This window comes from Streptomyces sp. MMG1121 (assembly GCF_001280015.1).
In the GTDB taxonomy this organism is placed as follows: domain Bacteria; phylum Actinomycetota; class Actinomycetes; order Streptomycetales; family Streptomycetaceae; genus Streptomyces.
Genome location: NZ_LGDV01000215.1, coordinates 1 through 16,008 on the forward strand (window position 1 = coordinate 1; position 16,008 = coordinate 16,008).

General features: G+C 70.4%; 13 protein-coding genes. 8 read left to right on the forward strand and 5 right to left on the reverse strand.

Going from position 1 to position 16,008, the window contains the following annotated elements:
• The 5 genes from ADK64_RS31270 to ADK64_RS31290 all read left to right on the forward strand — a co-directional run.
• Window positions 1-1,415 (forward strand): sensor histidine kinase (locus ADK64_RS31270; RefSeq protein ID WP_053664523.1); only part of this gene is annotated, 1,415 nt, incomplete at its 5' end.
• Window positions 1,412-2,095 (forward strand): response regulator, encoded by a 684-nt coding sequence (locus ADK64_RS31275; RefSeq protein WP_053664525.1) that lies wholly within the window; start codon window positions 1,412-1,414, stop codon window positions 2,093-2,095. The genes ADK64_RS31270 and ADK64_RS31275, both read left to right, overlap by 4 nt.
• A 110-nt stretch (window positions 2,096-2,205) precedes the next feature.
• Window positions 2,206-3,552 carry a sensor histidine kinase gene (locus ADK64_RS31280; protein WP_078992946.1) on the forward strand — a complete coding sequence of 449 codons (1,347 nt, stop codon included), beginning with the start codon at window positions 2,206-2,208 and terminating at the stop codon, window positions 3,550-3,552.
• Window positions 3,549-4,214 carry a response regulator gene (locus ADK64_RS31285; protein WP_053664529.1) on the forward strand — a complete coding sequence of 222 codons (666 nt, stop codon included), beginning with the start codon at window positions 3,549-3,551 and terminating at the stop codon, window positions 4,212-4,214. Before ADK64_RS31280 ends, ADK64_RS31285 begins: the two co-directional genes overlap by 4 nt.
• Before the next feature lie 19 nt (window positions 4,215-4,233).
• On the forward strand, window positions 4,234-5,457 hold the full coding sequence (locus ADK64_RS31290; protein WP_053664531.1) for a cytochrome P450: 1,224 nt from the start codon (window positions 4,234-4,236) through the stop codon (window positions 5,455-5,457).
• Here the strand turns inward: ADK64_RS31290 and ADK64_RS31295 are convergent, their stop codons facing one another.
• Window positions 5,458-7,032, reverse strand: a complete 1,575-nt coding sequence (locus ADK64_RS31295; protein WP_053664533.1) for an ABC transporter permease — start codon at window positions 7,030-7,032, stop codon at window positions 5,458-5,460.
• The gene (locus ADK64_RS31300; RefSeq protein ID WP_053664535.1) at window positions 7,029-7,922 is read right to left on the reverse strand and encodes an ABC transporter ATP-binding protein; all 894 of its coding nucleotides are present in this window, start codon (window positions 7,920-7,922) and stop codon (window positions 7,029-7,031) included. Before ADK64_RS31300 ends, ADK64_RS31295 begins: the two co-directional genes overlap by 4 nt.
• A 74-nt stretch (window positions 7,923-7,996) precedes the next feature.
• Between ADK64_RS31300 and ADK64_RS31305 the strand changes: the two genes are divergently transcribed.
• Window positions 7,997-8,497 (forward strand): GbsR/MarR family transcriptional regulator, encoded by a 501-nt coding sequence (locus tag ADK64_RS31305; RefSeq protein WP_053664537.1) that lies wholly within the window; start codon window positions 7,997-7,999, stop codon window positions 8,495-8,497.
• Between the two features lie 90 nt (window positions 8,498-8,587).
• Here ADK64_RS31305 and ADK64_RS31310 read toward each other — a convergent pair whose 3' ends face one another.
• Window positions 8,588-10,099, reverse strand: coding sequence for an APC family permease (locus tag ADK64_RS31310; RefSeq protein ID WP_053664539.1), 1,512 nt, complete (start codon window positions 10,097-10,099; stop codon window positions 8,588-8,590).
• A gap of 139 nt (window positions 10,100-10,238) precedes the next feature.
• The gene (locus tag ADK64_RS31315; protein WP_053664541.1) at window positions 10,239-11,057 is read right to left on the reverse strand and encodes a hypothetical protein; all 819 of its coding nucleotides are present in this window, start codon (window positions 11,055-11,057) and stop codon (window positions 10,239-10,241) included.
• A 197-nt stretch (window positions 11,058-11,254) separates the two neighbouring features.
• On the opposite strand from ADK64_RS31315, the gene ADK64_RS31320 reads away from it, so the two are divergent.
• A complete protein-coding gene (locus tag ADK64_RS31320) occupies window positions 11,255-12,538 on the forward strand; it encodes an adenylosuccinate synthase (RefSeq protein WP_053664543.1) in 1,284 nt (427 codons plus the stop codon).
• A gap of 169 nt (window positions 12,539-12,707) precedes the next feature.
• Window positions 12,708-14,522 carry a bifunctional metallophosphatase/5'-nucleotidase gene (locus ADK64_RS31325; protein ID WP_053664546.1) on the forward strand — a complete coding sequence of 605 codons (1,815 nt, stop codon included), beginning with the start codon at window positions 12,708-12,710 and terminating at the stop codon, window positions 14,520-14,522.
• 79 nt (window positions 14,523-14,601) lie between these two features.
• Here ADK64_RS31325 and ADK64_RS31330 read toward each other — a convergent pair whose 3' ends face one another.
• Window positions 14,602-15,933, reverse strand: coding sequence for a hypothetical protein (locus tag ADK64_RS31330; RefSeq protein ID WP_159046376.1), 1,332 nt, complete (start codon window positions 15,931-15,933; stop codon window positions 14,602-14,604).
• Window positions 15,934-16,008 lie beyond the last annotated feature (75 nt).

Below are 16,008 nucleotides of genomic sequence, written 5' to 3' on the forward strand. Positions count from 1 at the left end.
CCCCCACCCCCACCCGGCGCCGCCGTCTGCGCACCTGGCTGGGCGAGAACGCCTCCCCCCACTCACCCCCCTTCGCCCGGCACCGCTGGCTCCGGCTGCTCACCTACATGTTCACGGCCTACGCCGCCCTGGGGATCGGTCTGGGCGGCGGGGAGGAACTGGCCAACGAGTACGGGTTCACGGTCGCCGTCGGTCTGCTCCTCGGTCTCGTCCAGGGGGCAGCCGTCATCGTGGCGATCTGGCGTCCCGTCCCCGCCTGGGCCGTGTCCCTGGCGGCCGCCGTCCTCACCGCCCTGTTCGCCCGTCCGCATCTGGCGACGGACGCGGCCGCCAACGCCAACTGGCCCTGGTCGACGCCCGTCCTGCTGGCCCACATGGTGGTGCTGACCCTTCTCGCCCTGCGTGTGCGACTGCGCGGCACGCTCGGCGCACTCGGCGCCACTGTCGCGGTGACGTGGGCGGTGCAGGCCCTGATCGGTGCCCAGAGATACTCCCCGACCGGTGTCATGGCCGTCGTCCTCTTCGCCATCGCGGTCCTCATCGGCACCGCCCTGCGCAGCCGCAGCGAGGCGCGTACGCAGCTGGCCCAGCAGACGACGATCACCGCGGAGGAGCGGGCCCGCCGGGCCCTGCTGGAGGAGCGCAGCCGTATCGCGCGCGAGCTGCACGACGTGGTGGCCCACCACATGTCGGTGATCTCGATTCAGGCCCAGGTGGCCCCCCACCTGGTGGACCACCCTTCCGAGGAGCTGAAGGAGAACCTCGCCGGCATCCGCAACAACGCCCTGGAGGCCCTGACGGAGCTGCGCCGCGTGCTCGGTGTCCTGCGGTCGGAGGGCCCGGACGACCCGGAGGCCGTGAACGACACCTACCGGCTGTCCGCCCCCGGCACCGGCCCGGCCCCCGACGCCCCGCAGCCGAACCTCGCCCGGCTGGACGCGCTGATCGAGAACACACGGGCGGCCGGTCTGGACGTCGCCATGAAGGTGGAGGGCGAGCCGCGCGGCTATCCGCCCGGCGTGGAGCTGTCGGCGTACCGGATCGTCCAGGAGGCGCTGAGCAACGTCCTGCGGCACGCGCCGGGCGCGTCGGTCAGCGTGGAGGTCCTCCACTACGCGCACGGCATATGTCTGGACATCACCAACTCCCGCCCCAGCCGCCCGGCCCCGCCGACTCCCGGCAGCGGTCACGGTCTGCTGGGGATGCGGGAGCGCGCGGCGATGCTGGGCGGGCACGTCGTCGCGACGGGCGACCGGCTCGGGGGCTTCCGGGTGACGGCGTTCCTGCCGCGCGAGGGCACCCCGGAGCCGACGGACATCGGCCGGCCCTCCGCGTTCAAGCCCGCGCGCCCGCCGTCATCCCCCGCATCAGACCCGCACAGCCCCGAGCCCCCGACAGGAGAACAGGCCCCATGACGAGCGGCGCCGGCACCATCCGCGTACTCATCGCCGACGACCAGGAGATGGTCCGGCAGGGTTTCACCGTGCTGCTCAACACCCAGCCCGACATCGAGGTGATCGGGCAGGCCGTGGACGGGCTGGACGCGATCGCCCGAACCGCCGAACTGGGCCCGGACGTCGTGCTGATGGACATCCGGATGCCCGAGCTGGGCGGCATCGAGGCGACCCGCCGGATCGCCGTCGAGCATCCCGGCGTCAAGGTGCTGGTGCTGACCACGTTCGACCTGGACGAGTACGTGTACGAGGCGCTGCGCGCGGGAGCCTCCGGCTTTCTGCTCAAGGACGCCTCCGCGGACAAGCTGGCCGAGGCGGTGCGGGTCGTGGCCGCGGGCGACGCCCTGCTCGCGCCCGGCATCACCCGGCGCCTCATCGCCGAGTTCTCCCGTCTGGACGGCGGCGTCCGGGCCCCGCTCAAGCAGCGCGTCGGCGATCTCACGGAGCGGGAGACGGAGGTACTGGCGCTGATCGCGCAGGGCCTGTCGAACGCGGAGATCGCCGAGCGGCTGGTCGTGGCCGAGCAGACGGTGAAGACGCACGTCGGCCGGATCCTGGTGAAGCTGGGCCTGCGCGACCGCACCCAGGCAGCGGTCTTCGCCTTCGAATCGGGCCTGGTCCGCCCGGGCGGCACCTACTGATCGCACCCTGATCCCCGGTCCCCGAAGACCCGTAGTACCTGAGAGGGACCCCGCAGGACCCCTCTCCAAGGGGACGACCGCTGCGGCCACCTCGGCCTACCGTTCTGTACGTGACCGAGACGACGCACACGCAGACGACACCGCCGGGGGCGGCCGGCCGACCGCGCAGTCCGGAGTTCCGGCTTGCCGCGGATGCCCTGCGGGGGTTGCGGCAGGACCTGTTCCAGGACGCCTTCGCCTACGACCCGCTGCCCCGCAGGTCCGATGCGGGCTGGATCTCCCGGCGCATGTCGGGCCGGGCGCGGGAGTACGCGGCCTGGACCCGGCACCTGCTGGTGACCATCGGCGGTGTGGTGGCCATGTTCGTCGCCATGGCGCGGGCGGACAGCCCTGTGGTGTCCCTGATGTGCGGGCTGCTCGCGCTGGTCCCGGTCCTGCTGACGCTGGTGCGTCCGGTGGGCGCGTTCTGGGCGTCGCTCGCGGCCACCGCTGCCACGGCCGTGACCGGAGGTGCCGACATCAGCTGGCCGTGGCTGCCGGGCAGCTTCATATCCCATCTGCTGGTGCTCACGATCGTCGCGATACGCACCCGCCCGCGCACGGCGGCCTGGATGTGGGTGTTCACCGCCCTGTTCGGTTTCTTCGCCGATACGGGTTTCGGCTGGGGGAACTACGACACCGACACCGCCCCGATGCTGTTCCTGTCCGCGCTGATCCTGCTGATCGTCACGGTCCGGCACACTCGCCGGGAGGCACAGCAGGAGGTGACCGCGCAGCAGACGGTGACGGCGCACGAGCGGTCGCGGCGCACGCTGCTGGAGGAGCGGACGACGATCGCCCGCGAGCTGCACGACGTGGTCGCCCATCACATGTCGGTGGTGGCCATCCAGGCGGAGGCCGCGCCGTACCGGGTGGAGAATCCGCCGCCGGAGCTGGAGAAGGCGTTCGTCACCATCCGGGAGAACGCGGTGGCGGCCTTGACCGAGCTGCGCCGGGTCCTGGGCGTCGTCCGCGCGGAGGACTACGAGGCCCCGGACGCCCCGCAGCCCATGCTCGCCGATCTGGACGGGCTGCTCGCCAATGTGCGGGAGACCGGACTGGAAGTGGAGAAGGCGGTGACGGGCGCGGTGCGGGAGCTGCCGCAGGGGGTGGAGCTGTCGGCCTACCGGATCGTGCAGGAGGCGCTGAGCAACACCCTGCGGCACGCACCGGGGGCGGCCGCGCGGGTGGAGATCGGGTACGTTCTCGGTGGCCTGGGTCTGCGCATAGTCAACGGTCCGCCGCCCGCCCCGCACCTGATCAAGCCCTCGCCCGGTGCCGGGCACGGGGTGACCGGTATGCGGGAGCGCGTCTCGATGCTGAACGGTGAGATGACGGCGGGCCCGGTGGACGACGGGGGCTACGAGGTGACGGTGTTCCTGCCGGTGCCGGCCGCCGCGACCGAAGGGGACGCATGACCATCCGCGTACTGATCGCGGACGACCAGATGATGGTCCGCGAGGGCTTCTCGGTCCTGCTGAACGCGATGGCGGACATCGAGGTCGTCGGCGAGGCCGTCAATGGGAGGGAGGCGGTGGAGCGGGTCCGGGAGCTGGCCCCGGACGTCGTCCTGATGGACATCAGGATGCCGGAGCTGAACGGCATCGAGGCGACCCGGGAGATCGTCGCGGCGGACGCGGCGGCGAAGGTGCTGGTGCTGACCACGTTCGACCTGGACGAGTATGTGTACCAGGCGCTGCGCGCGGGAGCCTCCGGCTTCCTCCTGAAGGACGCCTCGGCCCGGCAACTGGCCGACGGCGTGCGGGTGGTCGCCTCCGGTGAGGCGCTCCTGGCCCCTTCGGTCACCAGACGTCTGATCACGGAGTTCTCCCGCCTGGTGGAGTCCCCGCGTCTCGTCCCGGCGGCCCAGGCGGCCTACGGCGAGCTGACGGAGCGGGAGACGGAGGTCCTGGTCCTGATCGCCCAGGGCCTGTCGAACGCCGAGATAGCCGAGCGTCTGGTGGTGGCGGAGTCGACCATCAAGACCCATGTGAGCCGCATCCTGGTGAAGCTGGGGCTCAGGGACCGTACGCAGGCGGCGGTGTTCGCGTACGAGGCGAGGCTGGTCACACCGGGGTGAGCCGGGCTAGCGTCCGTTCATGGCAGCTGCTGCGGACCTCGCTTTCGACCCCTGGGACCCCGCGTTCCTGGCCGACCCGTACCCGGCCTACGCCGAGTTGAGGGCCCTGGGCCGGGTGATCCGGTACGAGCCGACGGATCAGTGGCTGGTCCCCCATCACGCGGACGTCTCGGCGCTCCTGCGTGACCGCCGGCTGGGCCGTACCTACCAGCACCGGTTCACGCACGACGACTTCGGGCGCAGTGCGCCGCCGCCCGAGCAGGAGCCGTTCCACACGCTCAACGATCACGGGATGCTCGATCTGGAGCCGCCGGATCACACGAGGATCCGGCGGCTGGTGTCCAAGGCGTTCACGCCGCGCACCGTGGAGCGGCTGGCGCCGTATGTGCGCAAGCTGGCGGACGAGCTGGTCGCGGGGCTGGTCCGGGAGGGCGGTGGGGATCTGCTGGCGGAGGTGGCGGAGCCGCTGCCCGTCGCGGTGATCGCCGAGATGCTGGGGATTCCGGAGGGGGAGCGGGGGCAGTTGCGGCCGTGGTCGGCGGACATCTGCGGGATGTACGAGCTGAATCCGTCCAAGGACACGGCGGCCAGGGCGGTGCGTGCGTCGGTGGAGTTCTCCGGGTTTCTGCGGGAGCTGATCGCCGCTCGGCGCAGGGAGCCGGGGGAGGACCTCATCTCCGGGCTGATCGCCGCGCACGACGAGGACGACGACCGGCTGACCGAGCAGGAGATGATCTCCACGGCCGTCCTGTTGCTCAACGCCGGGCACGAGGCGACCGTCAACGCCACGGGCAACGGGTGGTTCGCGCTGTTCCGGCATCCGGAGCAGCTGGCCGCGCTGCGAGCCGATCATTCCCTCGTGCCCGGCGCCGTCGAGGAGTCGCTGCGCTACGACACCCCGCTCCAGCTCTTCGAGCGCTGGGTGCTGGACGACATCGAGATCGACGGGACGACGATCCCCAGGGGTTCGGAGGTCGCCCTGCTCTTCGGGGCCGCCAATCACGACCCGGCGGTCTTCGCCGACCCCGGCCGCCTGGATCTGACCCGTGCCGAGAACCCGCACATCTCCTTCAGCGCGGGAATCCACTACTGCATCGGCGCCCCCCTGGCCCGTATCGAGCTGGCGGCCTCGACGCGGGCCCTGCTGGAGCAGGCTCCCGCCCTGGCCCTGGCGGCCGAGCCGGAGCGGAAGCCGAACTTCGTGATGCGGGGGCTGGAGGAGTTGCGCGTGGCGGTCGGCTGATCAGCCGGCGGTCAGGTCCCGGCGGCGCAGGCCCGCCAGACCGGCCGCCACCAGCACGGCCGCCAGTGCGAGCAGGACGCCCACCGGGGTCCAGTCGAGGTGTCCGCCGGGCAGCTTGGGGAGGTGGCCGAAGGGGGAGAGGTCCAGGACGGGGCGGGGGACGTTCAGGGCGGGGCCGATCCAGCCGATCAGCAGGGCCGCGCCGGCCACGCCCCACGCCGCCACCGCGCCCTGCGGCAGGATGCCGAGGAGCAGGACGGCGATACCGCCGATGACCCAGACGGCGGTGACCTGGAGCAGGCACGCGCCCAGCACCGGGCCGATCTGCCTGCCGTAGCCGACGGCGAAGCCCAGACCGGCGAGCAGCATGACCAGGGCCGAGCCGCCGAAGGCGATCAGCAGATGTCCGGCGGCCCAGCGCAGTCGGCCCACGGCACCGGCCAGGACCGGTTCGGCGCGGCCGGAGGTCTCCTCGCCGCTCAGCCGGAGCACGGACGAGACGACGTAGAGCGCGGCGACCAGGCCGAGCATGCCGACCATCGCGGCGAGGAAGGCGTCCGTCAGCCCCGACCGGCCGCCCATGCGCTGGAAGATCTCGCGGGCCTGGGCGTTGTCGCCGACGAGCTTGGCCGCGCCGTCCGTCAGCCCGCCGTAGACGACGCCGGCGAGGAAGAAGCCGAGGCCCCAGCCGAGCACGCTGCCGCGTTGCAGCCGCCAGGCCAGCGCGCCGGCGGTGCCGAGGCGCCCGGCGGCCGGTCCCGGGCGGGTCGGCAGGAAGCTCATGCCGATGTCCCGGCGGCCGGCCAGCCCGTAGGCCAGGAGCGTCTGGAGGGCGATGGCGGCCGCGAACAGGAGCAGTACCCACCAGCGTTCGGCCGCGAAGGCGCGCAGGTTCTCCAGCCAGCCCAGCGGGGACAGCCAGGTGAGGACGGACGAGCCGTCGGCGGAGGCCGAGTCGCCCGCCGCGCGCAGCACGAAGGCCGCGCCCAGCACCGCCGCCGTCAGGCCCCGGGCCAGCCGGGCGCTCTCGGTCAGCTGGGCGAAGATCGCCGCCGCCGTGGCGAAGAGCATGCCCGCGCCCGCGACCCCGAGGCCGAAGACCACGGCGCCGGCCGCGCCCTGTCCGGCCAGTCCGGCGGCGATCAGCAGGCCGAGGACCGTGTTCGCGACGGCCGCCGCCAGCAGGGCCGCCGTGAGCGGGGCCCGGCGCCCCACCATCCCGGAGGAGACCAGTTCCTGCCGCCCGCTCTCCTCCTCGTCGCGGGTGTGCCGTACGACGACGAGGAGGCTCATGACGGCGGCGAGCGCGCCCGCGTACACCCCGATCCGCCAGGCGGTCAGCGCGCCGAGCGAGTCGTCGAAGACCGGGCCGACCACGGCGCGCAGCGAGGTGTTGGTGGCCATCTGGTGCTGGAGGCCGGCGCGTTGGGCGGCGGTGGCGTACAGGGTCTTCAGGGTGTTCGGCATGGAGAGGACCATGAGCGCGTTCACCCCGGTCCAGAGCGGGATCAGCGCGCGGTCGCGCCGCAGGGCGAATCTCAACAGGGTTCCGGTGCCGGTGAGTCGGCCGCTCACGCCGTTGCCTCTTCCTGGTAGTGCCGCAGGAACAGCTCCTCCAGCGTCGGCGGGGTCAAGGTCAGTGAGCGCACCCCTGTGGCGCTCAACGACCGCAGTACGGCGTCGAGTCGGTCGGTGTCGACCTGGAGTCTGACCCGGTGGCCCCGGATGTCGAGGTCGTGCACGCCCGGAAGGCGGGCCAGTCCGTCGGGCGGTCCGGCGAGTTCGGCGCTCACGCTGGTGCGGGTCAGATGGCGCAGGTCGGCGAGCGAGCCGCTCTCCACGGTCCGGCCCTTGCGGATGATGCTGACCCGGTCGCAGAGTTCCTCGACCTCGCTGAGGATGTGCGAGGAGAGCAGGACCGTACGGCCCCGGTCGCGCTCCTCCTCCACGCAGGCCTGGAAGACCTCCTCCATCAGCGGGTCCAGGCCCGAGGTCGGCTCGTCCAGGATCAGCAGGTCGACGTCGGCGGCGAAGGCGGCGACGAGGGCGACCTTCTGCCGGTTGCCCTTGGAGTAGGTGCGGCCCTTCTTGGTGGGGTCCAGCTCGAAGCGCTCGATGAGCTCGGCGCGCCGCCGTGTGTCGAGTCCCCCGCGCAGCCGGCCGTAGAGGTCGATGACCTCGCCGCCGGAGAGGTTGCGCCACAGAGTGACGTCGCCGGGGACGTACGCGATCCGGCGGTGCACCTCGACCGCGTCCCGCCAGGGGTCGCGGCCGAGGACCTGGGCCGCGCCCGCGTCGGCGCGCAGCAGGCCGAGCAGGACGCGGATGGCGGTGGACTTGCCGGCGCCGTTGGGGCCGAGGAAGCCGTGCACCTCACCGGCCTCGACGTCCAGGTCGAGGCCGTCCAGCGCGTGGGTACGGCCGAAGGACTTGTGGAGCCCGGAGACCGTGATTGCCTTCGTCATGCTTCCGAACGTACGCTTCTTTCAGAAATTTGTGAAGTTAAGGAAACGCATGAATGCCGGATAGGGTGAGAGGCATGACCGAGCCGAGTTCTGAGAGCGCGGAGCGGGACCCCGAGTCGGTCTCGCGATTCGTGGAGCACTTCGCGGCGCAGCTGGTCGAGGCGGGCATGCCGCGTATGCCGTCCAGGGTCTTCGGCGCGCTGCTCGCCTCCGACGCCGGCACCCTGACCTCCGCCGAGCTGGGCGAGCAGCTCAAGATCAGCCCCGCGGCCGTCTCCGGTGCCGTGCGCTATCTCGCCCAGGTGCACCTGGTCTCGCGCGAGCGCGAGCCGGGCTCGCGCCGGGAGCGGTACCGGGTGCACAGCGACCAGTGGTACGAGGCGCTCACCAACCGCGAGGCGATCATCAAGCGCTGGGAGGAGGCCCTGCGCGAGGGGGTGGCGAGCCTCGGAGCCGACACCCCCGCGGGGCGCCGGCTGGGCGAGACGCTGGACTTCTTCGAGTTCGTGGAGAAGGAGGTCGTCGAGGTGATGGAACGGTGGCGGGTGTACCGGGACGAGAAGTACGGGCGCTGAAGCGCCCCTGCGGGGCGCGGGGAACCGCGCGGCCGTCCGCGACGGCGTCGCGGACGGCCGACGGCGCATCGCGGCACTTCCGGCGGAGCGCTACCGCTCCTTGGTCTCCTCCAGCACCGTCCGCCCCAGCAGTGCGTACCGCTCGGGTGCGCGCCGCTTGAGGTACTGGGCGCAGCCGATGCCGCTCGCCGCTACCAGCGCCACCAGCCACGGGGTCGCCTTCAGTACGAGTGAGCCGGACTCGGGGCCGGCCGCCGCGCTCATGTTGGACACCAGGAGCACGACGACGGCCAGCATCGCGATGCCGCCGAGGAGCGGGGCGGTGAAGGTGCGGAACCAGTGGCGGCTCTCGGGGTGGTGCGAGCGGAAGTAGGCCAGCACCGCGAAGGAGCACACGGCCTGGACGACGAGGATCGCCATGGTGCCGAGGATGGCGAGCAGGACGTACGTGCCGGTGTACGGGTCCTTGCCCGCGGCCCAGAAGGCGCCGAGCAGCACCGCGGTGACGGCCGTCTGCACCAGCCCGGCGAGGTGCGGGGAGCCGTGCCGGGCGTGGGTGCGGCCGATGGTGTTCTTCAGCGAAGGCACGACGCCTTCCCGTCCCAGGGCGTACAGATAGCGGGCGGCACAGTTGTGGAAGGCCATGCCGCAGGCCAGCGAGCCGGTGATCATCAGCCACTGCATGACGTCGACCGCCCAGTGCCCGACGTAGCGCTCGGTGGGGTTGAAGAACATCGCGAGCGGGTTGGCGGAGGAGGCGGCCTTCACGGCCTCGGCCTCGCCGTTGCCGGTGATGGCCATCCAGGAGACGAAGACGTAGAAGACGCCGACGCCCAGGACGCTGATCATCGTGGCCTTGGGGATGATCTTCTTCGGGTCGCGGGACTCCTCGCCGTACATCGCCGTGGACTCGAAGCCGACCCAGGACCAGAAGGCGAAGAAGAGCCCGAGCCCGGCGGACGTGCCCTTGAAGGCGTTGACCGGGTCGACCGGCGCGAAGGTGAACCCGTGCGGGCCGCCGCCGTGCAGGGCGACGGACACCGCCATGGCCGCCAGGACGGTGACCTCGGTCGCCAGCAGCACCACCAGCAGTTTCTCGGCGACGCTGATCCCGAACCAGGTACCCGTCGCGTTGATCGCGAGCATCAGCACGGCGAAGGTCCACCAGGGCACGTGGAGGCCGGTCTGGTCTTTCAAGGTGGTCGTCGCGAAGGTGGAGAAGATCCCGATCAGGGCGGGTTCGAAGACGACGTAGGCGAAGGTGGCGAGCAGCCCGGAGGCCAGCCCGACCGTGCGCCCGAGCCCGTAGGAGATGAATCCGTAGAACGCCCCGGTGGACGTGATGTGTTTCGCCATCGAGGTGAAACCGACGGAAAAGATTGCCAGGACGACCATTGCGACGAGATAGCTCGCGGGTGCCCCGACGCCGTTGCCGGACGACACCATGAAGGGCACGTTCCCGGTCATCGCGGTGATCGGCGCGGCGGTCGCCACGGCCATGAACACGACCCCCAGCAGCCCGACGGCATTGGGTTTCAGCCGATGAACCGCCTCGCCGTCATCCGCCTGTGCCGCCGGGGCAACGCCCTCGTCCACTGCCATCGGGTGGCCCCCTCCGTGTCCGGTCCATGTGTCCTGGTGGGTCCTGATGGAGCAGGATGCTGGACGAGACGGGGGCGCGGGAAGGGGTCGGCGAGGTTAAATATTTGTCACCAGACCATTGGGTGGACCGAAGGGCGCCTCACACGGAAGGCAGCACCAGCCCCCAGGCCCCCTCCGCCACCTGCCACGTGCGCCTGCGTACGGGCCCTGAGACGGCCGCGTCGGCGCGGTAGCGGAAGTCCGGGCCCGTGACCGTCACCGTGCGGCCCAAGGCGCGCAGGGGGGTCGCCTCCGCGCCCACCGACAGGGGGCGGACCTCCACCTCGGCCAGGCCGTGGGCGCCCGGCGTCACCGAGATCGCCTGCACCGGCTGGCCCAGGTCCACGAGCGGCTCGTCGTCGACCTCCACGCGCAGGCGGGAGGCGCCGGGCGAGGGCACCGACGCGAGGCGGGCGGGGCGGGCGGTCAGGGTGCGGGCCAGGGTGCGGTACCAGGGGCGCGCGGACAGGGCGGGGGCCGAGACCCGGGTCGGGGGGATGGACAGTTCGGTCAGGACGACTCCGTCGCTGTCGTCGATGAGCAGGTCCAGGCGTCGTTCCGTCCCGTCCAGGACCGTCCGGGCCGCCGCCACGGCCCCGCCGGGCACGCCCAGGGACTGGGCGAGAGACGTTTCTCCGACCGGGACCACCGACAGACCGCATCCGGTCAGCTCGCGCTCGCGGTGCAGCAGGGTGACCGCGCGGACCAGGGCGTGGTCGTCGCCGATCACCACCGGCCGCCGCGACCCCCTTCGGCCCAGTGCGCGGGCGAATTCCTCCGGGCCGTCCGGGAGGCACATTTTCGCCGCCGCACCCGCGCTGAGCACGTCTTTCGCGATGCGCACGGACTCTCCGTCCGTCTGCCGTGCCCCCGGATCGATGATCACCAGCAGCTGCTCGGACGTCGCGAAGGTCGCCACCTCGGTCCTGCCTCGCTTCCTCGGGTAGCATCTTTGTGCAAGAGCCCCTTGCGCTATTGCGCCAGGGGCTTCGTCTATTCCGGGGCATCCGGTCCGACGGTTGTGCGACCAACGGCGGTCGCTGTGGCACGCGGCGGTGAACCTTACGCCCACGCCCCCGACCTTGGACATGCCCCGCCCGGAAGGGGTGTACGCGCGTGCCCGCACTTGTGCTGCTCGGTGCTCAGTGGGGTGACGAAGGCAAGGGGAAGGCGACCGACCTGCTCGGTGGCTCGGTGGACTATGTAGTGCGCTACCAGGGCGGCAACAACGCCGGCCACACGGTCGTCGTCGGCGACCAGAAGTATGCGCTCCACCTCCTCCCTTCCGGAATCCTCTCTCCCGGTTGTACGCCGGTCATCGGTAACGGTGTCGTCGTCGACCCGTCGGTCCTGCTCTCCGAGCTGAGCGGTCTGAACGAGCGTGGCGTAGACACGTCCAAGCTCCTGATCAGCGGTAACGCGCACGTCATCACGCCGTACAACGTGACGGTCGACAAGGTGACGGAACGCTTCCTCGGCAAGCGGAAGATCGGTACGACGGGGCGCGGGATCGGACCGACCTACGCGGACAAGATCAACCGCGTCGGCATCCGCATCCAGGACCTGTACGACGAGTCGATCCTGACCCAGAAGGTCGAGGCGGCGCTCGACGTCAAGAACCAGCTCCTGACCAAGCTCTACAACCGGCGCGCGATCGCCGTGGACCAGGTGGTGGAGGAGCTGCTGGGCTACGCCGAGCAGATCAAGCCGTACGTCGCCGACACGGTGCTGCTCCTGAACGAGGCGCTGGAGCAGGACAAGGTCGTGCTCTTCGAGGGCGGTCAGGGCACCCTCCTCGACATCGACCACGGCACGTACCCCTTCGTCACGTCCTCCAACCCGACCGCCGGCGGTGCCTGCACCGGCGCCGGCGTGGGCCCGACGAAGATCAGCCGGGTCATCGGCATCCTCAAGGCGTACACGACCCGCGTCGGCGCCGGTCCGTTCCCGACCGAGCTGTTCGACGCGGACGGCGAGGCGCTGCGCCGCATCGGCGGCGAGCGGGGTGTCACCACCGGCCGTGACCGGCGTTGCGGCTGGTTCGACGCCGTGATCGCCCGTTATGCGACCCGGGTGAACGGCCTGACCGACTTCTTCCTCACCAAGCTGGACGTCCTGACCGGCTGGGAGCAGATCCCGGTCTGCGTGGCGTACGAGATCGACGGCAAGCGCGTCGAGGAACTCCCGTACTCCCAGACCGACTTCCACCACGCGAAGCCGGTCTACGAGACCCTGCCGGGCTGGTCCGAGGACATCACCAAGGCGAAGTCCTTCTCGGACCTGCCGAAGAACGCCCAGAACTACGTCAAGGCGCTGGAGGAGATGTCCGGCGCCCCGATCTCCGCGATCGGCGTGGGCCCGGGCCGGGACGAGACGATCGAGATCAACTCGTTCCTGTAGTCCGACTCCGGTAGTTCGGCTCCGCTTCACGGGCCGGTCATGGACATGAAGTTCCTTGACCGGCCCTTGGGCTGTTCGTGGTTCTCAGGAGATGAACCGGAGGCAAGCATCTACGCGGGTAGTTGCCTGTGTTCCTCCCTCTTCCTCGTCCTCGCCCCAGGAGCCCCGTATGCCCGTCAGTCCCATGAACCGCCGGGAGTTCGTGAAGAAGTCGGCCGTCACCGGAGCGGCCGTCGCGGCCGCCGGCGCGGTCGCCGCTCCGGCGGAGGCGGCCGAGCAGAAGCGCGAACACCGCCCGCGCACCTGGAAGTTCTCCATCCTCGGCACGACCGACCTGCACAGCCACGTCTTCGACTGGGACTACTACAAGGACGCGGCCTACAGCGACAAGGCGGGCAACTCGGTCGGCGTCGCCCGTGTCGCCACGCTCATCAAGCAGCAGCGGGAGGCCAAGGGCGAGGACCACGTCCTGCTCGTCGACGCCGGTGACATCATCCAGGGCACCTCGCTCGCCTACTACTTCGCGCGCGTCGACCCGATCACCGGGACCGACGGCAAGAAGGGGCCCAGGCACCCGATGGCCGTGGCCATGAACCACATGCGCTACGACGCCGCCGCCCTCGGCAACCACGAGTTCAACTACGGCATCGAGGTGCTGCGCAAGTTCGAGCAGCAGTGCCACTTCCCGCTGCTCGGCGCGAACGCGCTGGACGCCAAGACGCTGAAGCCCGCCTTCCACCCGTACACCGTCAAGCGCATCTGTGTGCCCGGCGCCCCCGACATCAAGGTCGGCATCCTCGGGCTCACCAACCCCGGCATCGCGCTGTGGGACAAGGACAACGTCAGCGGGAAGATGGTCTTCCCCGGGCTGGTGGAGCAGGCGAAGAAGTACGTGCCCCGGCTGCGGGCGCTCGGCTGTGACGTGGTGTTCCTGACGGATCATTCGGGCCTCGACGGCTCGTCCTCGTACGGCGACGAGCTTCCCTACGTCGAGAACGCCTCCAACCTGGTCGCCGAGCAGGTCCCCGGCATCGACGCGATCCTCGTCGGCCACACCCATGTCGAGGTCCCCTCCTACACGGTCAAGAACCAGGAGACCGGCGAGGAGGTGCTCCTCTCCGAGCCGTACTGCTGGGGCTACCGCCTCAGCGTCTTCGACTTCGAGGTCGAACTGCACCACGGCCAGTGGAAGGTGACGAGCAAGACGGCGCAGACCCTCAACCCCAACACGGCGGACGAGGACCCGGAGATCAAGAAGCTCCTGACGGCCGACCACGAGCTGGTCGTGAAGTACGTCAACACGGCGGTCGGCACCTGCACGGCGGACCTCTCGGCGGCGGAGTCCTGCTGGAAGGACGTGCCGATCATGGACTTCATCCAGAAGGTCCAGGCCGACACGGTCAAGGCGGGCCTGTCGGCGGCCGACGCCGCGCTCCCGCTGATCTCGGTGGCGGCGCCGTTCTCGCGCACGGCCGACATCCCCCAGGGCAACGTCACCATCAAGGACATCGCCGGGCTCTACATCTACGACAACACCCTGTACGGCAAGAAGCTGACGGGCGCGCAGCTCAAGGACTACCTGGAGTACGCGGCGAAGTACTACCACCAGGTCCCGGCCGGTACGAAGGTCGACACCGCGACCCTCACCAACGCCAACAGCTTCTGGGACTACATGTACGACGTGGCGGCGGGCGTCGACTACGAGATCGACATCGCGCAGCCGGAGGGGTCCCGCATCAAGAACCTCTCCTACAACGGCGCCCCGGTCGCCGACGACCAGGTCTTCGTCGTGGCCGTCAACAACTACCGCGCGAACGGCGGTTCGGGCTACCCGCACATCGCCTCGGCGCCGATCGCGTACAGCTCGACCAACGAGATCCGGCAGCTGATGATCGACTACGTCACCGCGAAGAAGAGCCTCGACCCGGCCGACTTCGCCGCCGTCAACTGGAAGCTGACGCAGAACGGTACGCCGGTCTTCTGAGCCGGTCGTCCGGGCCTGCGGGCCGGGGCGTCAGTGGCGGACCGGTCCGGCCGGTTTCCTGTCCGCCACGGACGGCGTCCTACCGCCTCTCGATGTCGCTCCGCTTGATCTCCAGCTGCCTCGGGAGCATCGCCTGTGGTCGCAGGAGGTCCTTGAGCAGGAACTTCATCAGTGCCTGCGGGGACATGGCCTTGAGCCGGTCGGCCAGCTGCGGAGTGGTCTGCTCGAACCGGCTCACTTCCAGCACGGCCCGCTCCGCAAGGCCCGGGATGATGTCCTTGCCGGTGAGGATGTTGCGGACGAGCGGCTCCGGATAGTTCTGCTGCTGCGGTCCGGCGCCATAGGTCATCGCGTTGCTCGCGTCGTTCCTCACCATCGGCCGGACGACGCTGAACGCCTGCCCCCGCGTCGAATCCCGCTCCGAGAGCTCCATGAACGTGTCCACGTCGGCCTCGGTCAGGGTTTCCCGGCCCGGTGTGAACCTGCGGACCAGGAGCTGGTACTCCGGATGCCTGCGCTCGTCCTCCCGGGTGGGCAGGAAGGAGTCGGTCTGGGCGGGGTCGTTCTCGTCGGCCATGATCGTCGGATACTCCCGCTGGGCGAAGTCGCTGAGCATCACCCAGCCCTTCGACAGCAGACCCGACTCCTGAATGCCCAGGGTGATGCGGGCCGGGGTCCCCTCCGTACCGTCGGCCTCCTTCTTGAACCGGGTGTCCCGGAACGGCGCGGCGGGGTCCTCGATGAAGAAGAAGAGGAACCCCGAGTTCGACAGCCCGTGTTCGTCGAAGGCGGAGGTGTTGTGGTCGTAGTCGAACTCGCTGTGCTCCAGGTCGGCCTTCGTCTTCATGCCGCCGGTCAGCATGAGTTCGGCCCGTCTGAGGGTCGTGTAGTGCCTGAGCACACTCCTGCGGAGCTGGTCCTGCAATCCGTCCCGCATCCGCTGCTTCCAGTCGCCCTGCACCTTGGACGTGTCCTGGCGCATGCCCGCCACGTTCTGGCGGGACATCTTCTCGAAGTACGCCTGGCCCGCGGCCTCCCCCCACCAGCTGGGGTTCAGACGCTCCCGCATCTTGGCGAAGGCGTTGGGCCAGTACTGGTCCGTCCACAGCAGGCCGTTCTCGACCATCATGGTGTAGGGGCCGCCGTCCTTGGCCAGATAGCGGTCCAGCTGCCGTGCACGCGCCTCGACGGCCGCCTTCTGCTGATCGACGCCCCGCCGCAGCCCGGCCACCCGCTGCTGGTCCGCGGGGGCCAACTGAGGGTCGTTCTCGAGCTTCTCCACGTCCGCGTCGAGGTGCAGGATCGCGGTGTGCCGCTTCACCACACTCGTGTCGGCGCCGCCGGCACACTCCTTCAGCCGGGCCTCCAGCCCGCCCAGCGTGGCCGCCGTCGCGGCGGTATCGGCCGGCATGCGCTGCACGGGAACGTCCTGCCCCCGCCGCAGAGCCTCCGCCATCGCCGCGTTCCCCGCACCGCGCGGCAGTGT

What these genes read in the sequence shown, in the direction of transcription:
- ADK64_RS31275 (WP_053664525.1), top strand. Translation starts at nt 1,412, where the DNA reads ATGACGAGCGGCGCCGGCACCATCCGCGTACTCATCGCCGACGACCAG.
- ADK64_RS31285 (WP_053664529.1), top strand. Translation starts at nt 3,549, where the DNA reads ATGACCATCCGCGTACTGATCGCGGACGACCAGATGATGGTCCGCGAG.
- ADK64_RS31290 (WP_053664531.1), top strand. Translation starts at nt 4,234, where the DNA reads ATGGCAGCTGCTGCGGACCTCGCTTTCGACCCCTGGGACCCCGCGTTC.
- ADK64_RS31300 (WP_053664535.1), bottom strand. Translation starts at nt 7,922, where the DNA reads ATGACGAAGGCAATCACGGTCTCCGGGCTCCACAAGTCCTTCGGCCGT.
- ADK64_RS31305 (WP_053664537.1), top strand. Translation starts at nt 7,997, where the DNA reads ATGACCGAGCCGAGTTCTGAGAGCGCGGAGCGGGACCCCGAGTCGGTC.
- ADK64_RS31310 (WP_053664539.1), bottom strand. Translation starts at nt 10,099, where the DNA reads ATGGCAGTGGACGAGGGCGTTGCCCCGGCGGCACAGGCGGATGACGGC.
- ADK64_RS31325 (WP_053664546.1), top strand. Translation starts at nt 12,708, where the DNA reads ATGCCCGTCAGTCCCATGAACCGCCGGGAGTTCGTGAAGAAGTCGGCC.
- ADK64_RS31330 (WP_159046376.1), bottom strand. Translation starts at nt 15,933, where the DNA reads ATGCCGGCCGATACCGCCGCGACGGCGGCCACGCTGGGCGGGCTGGAG.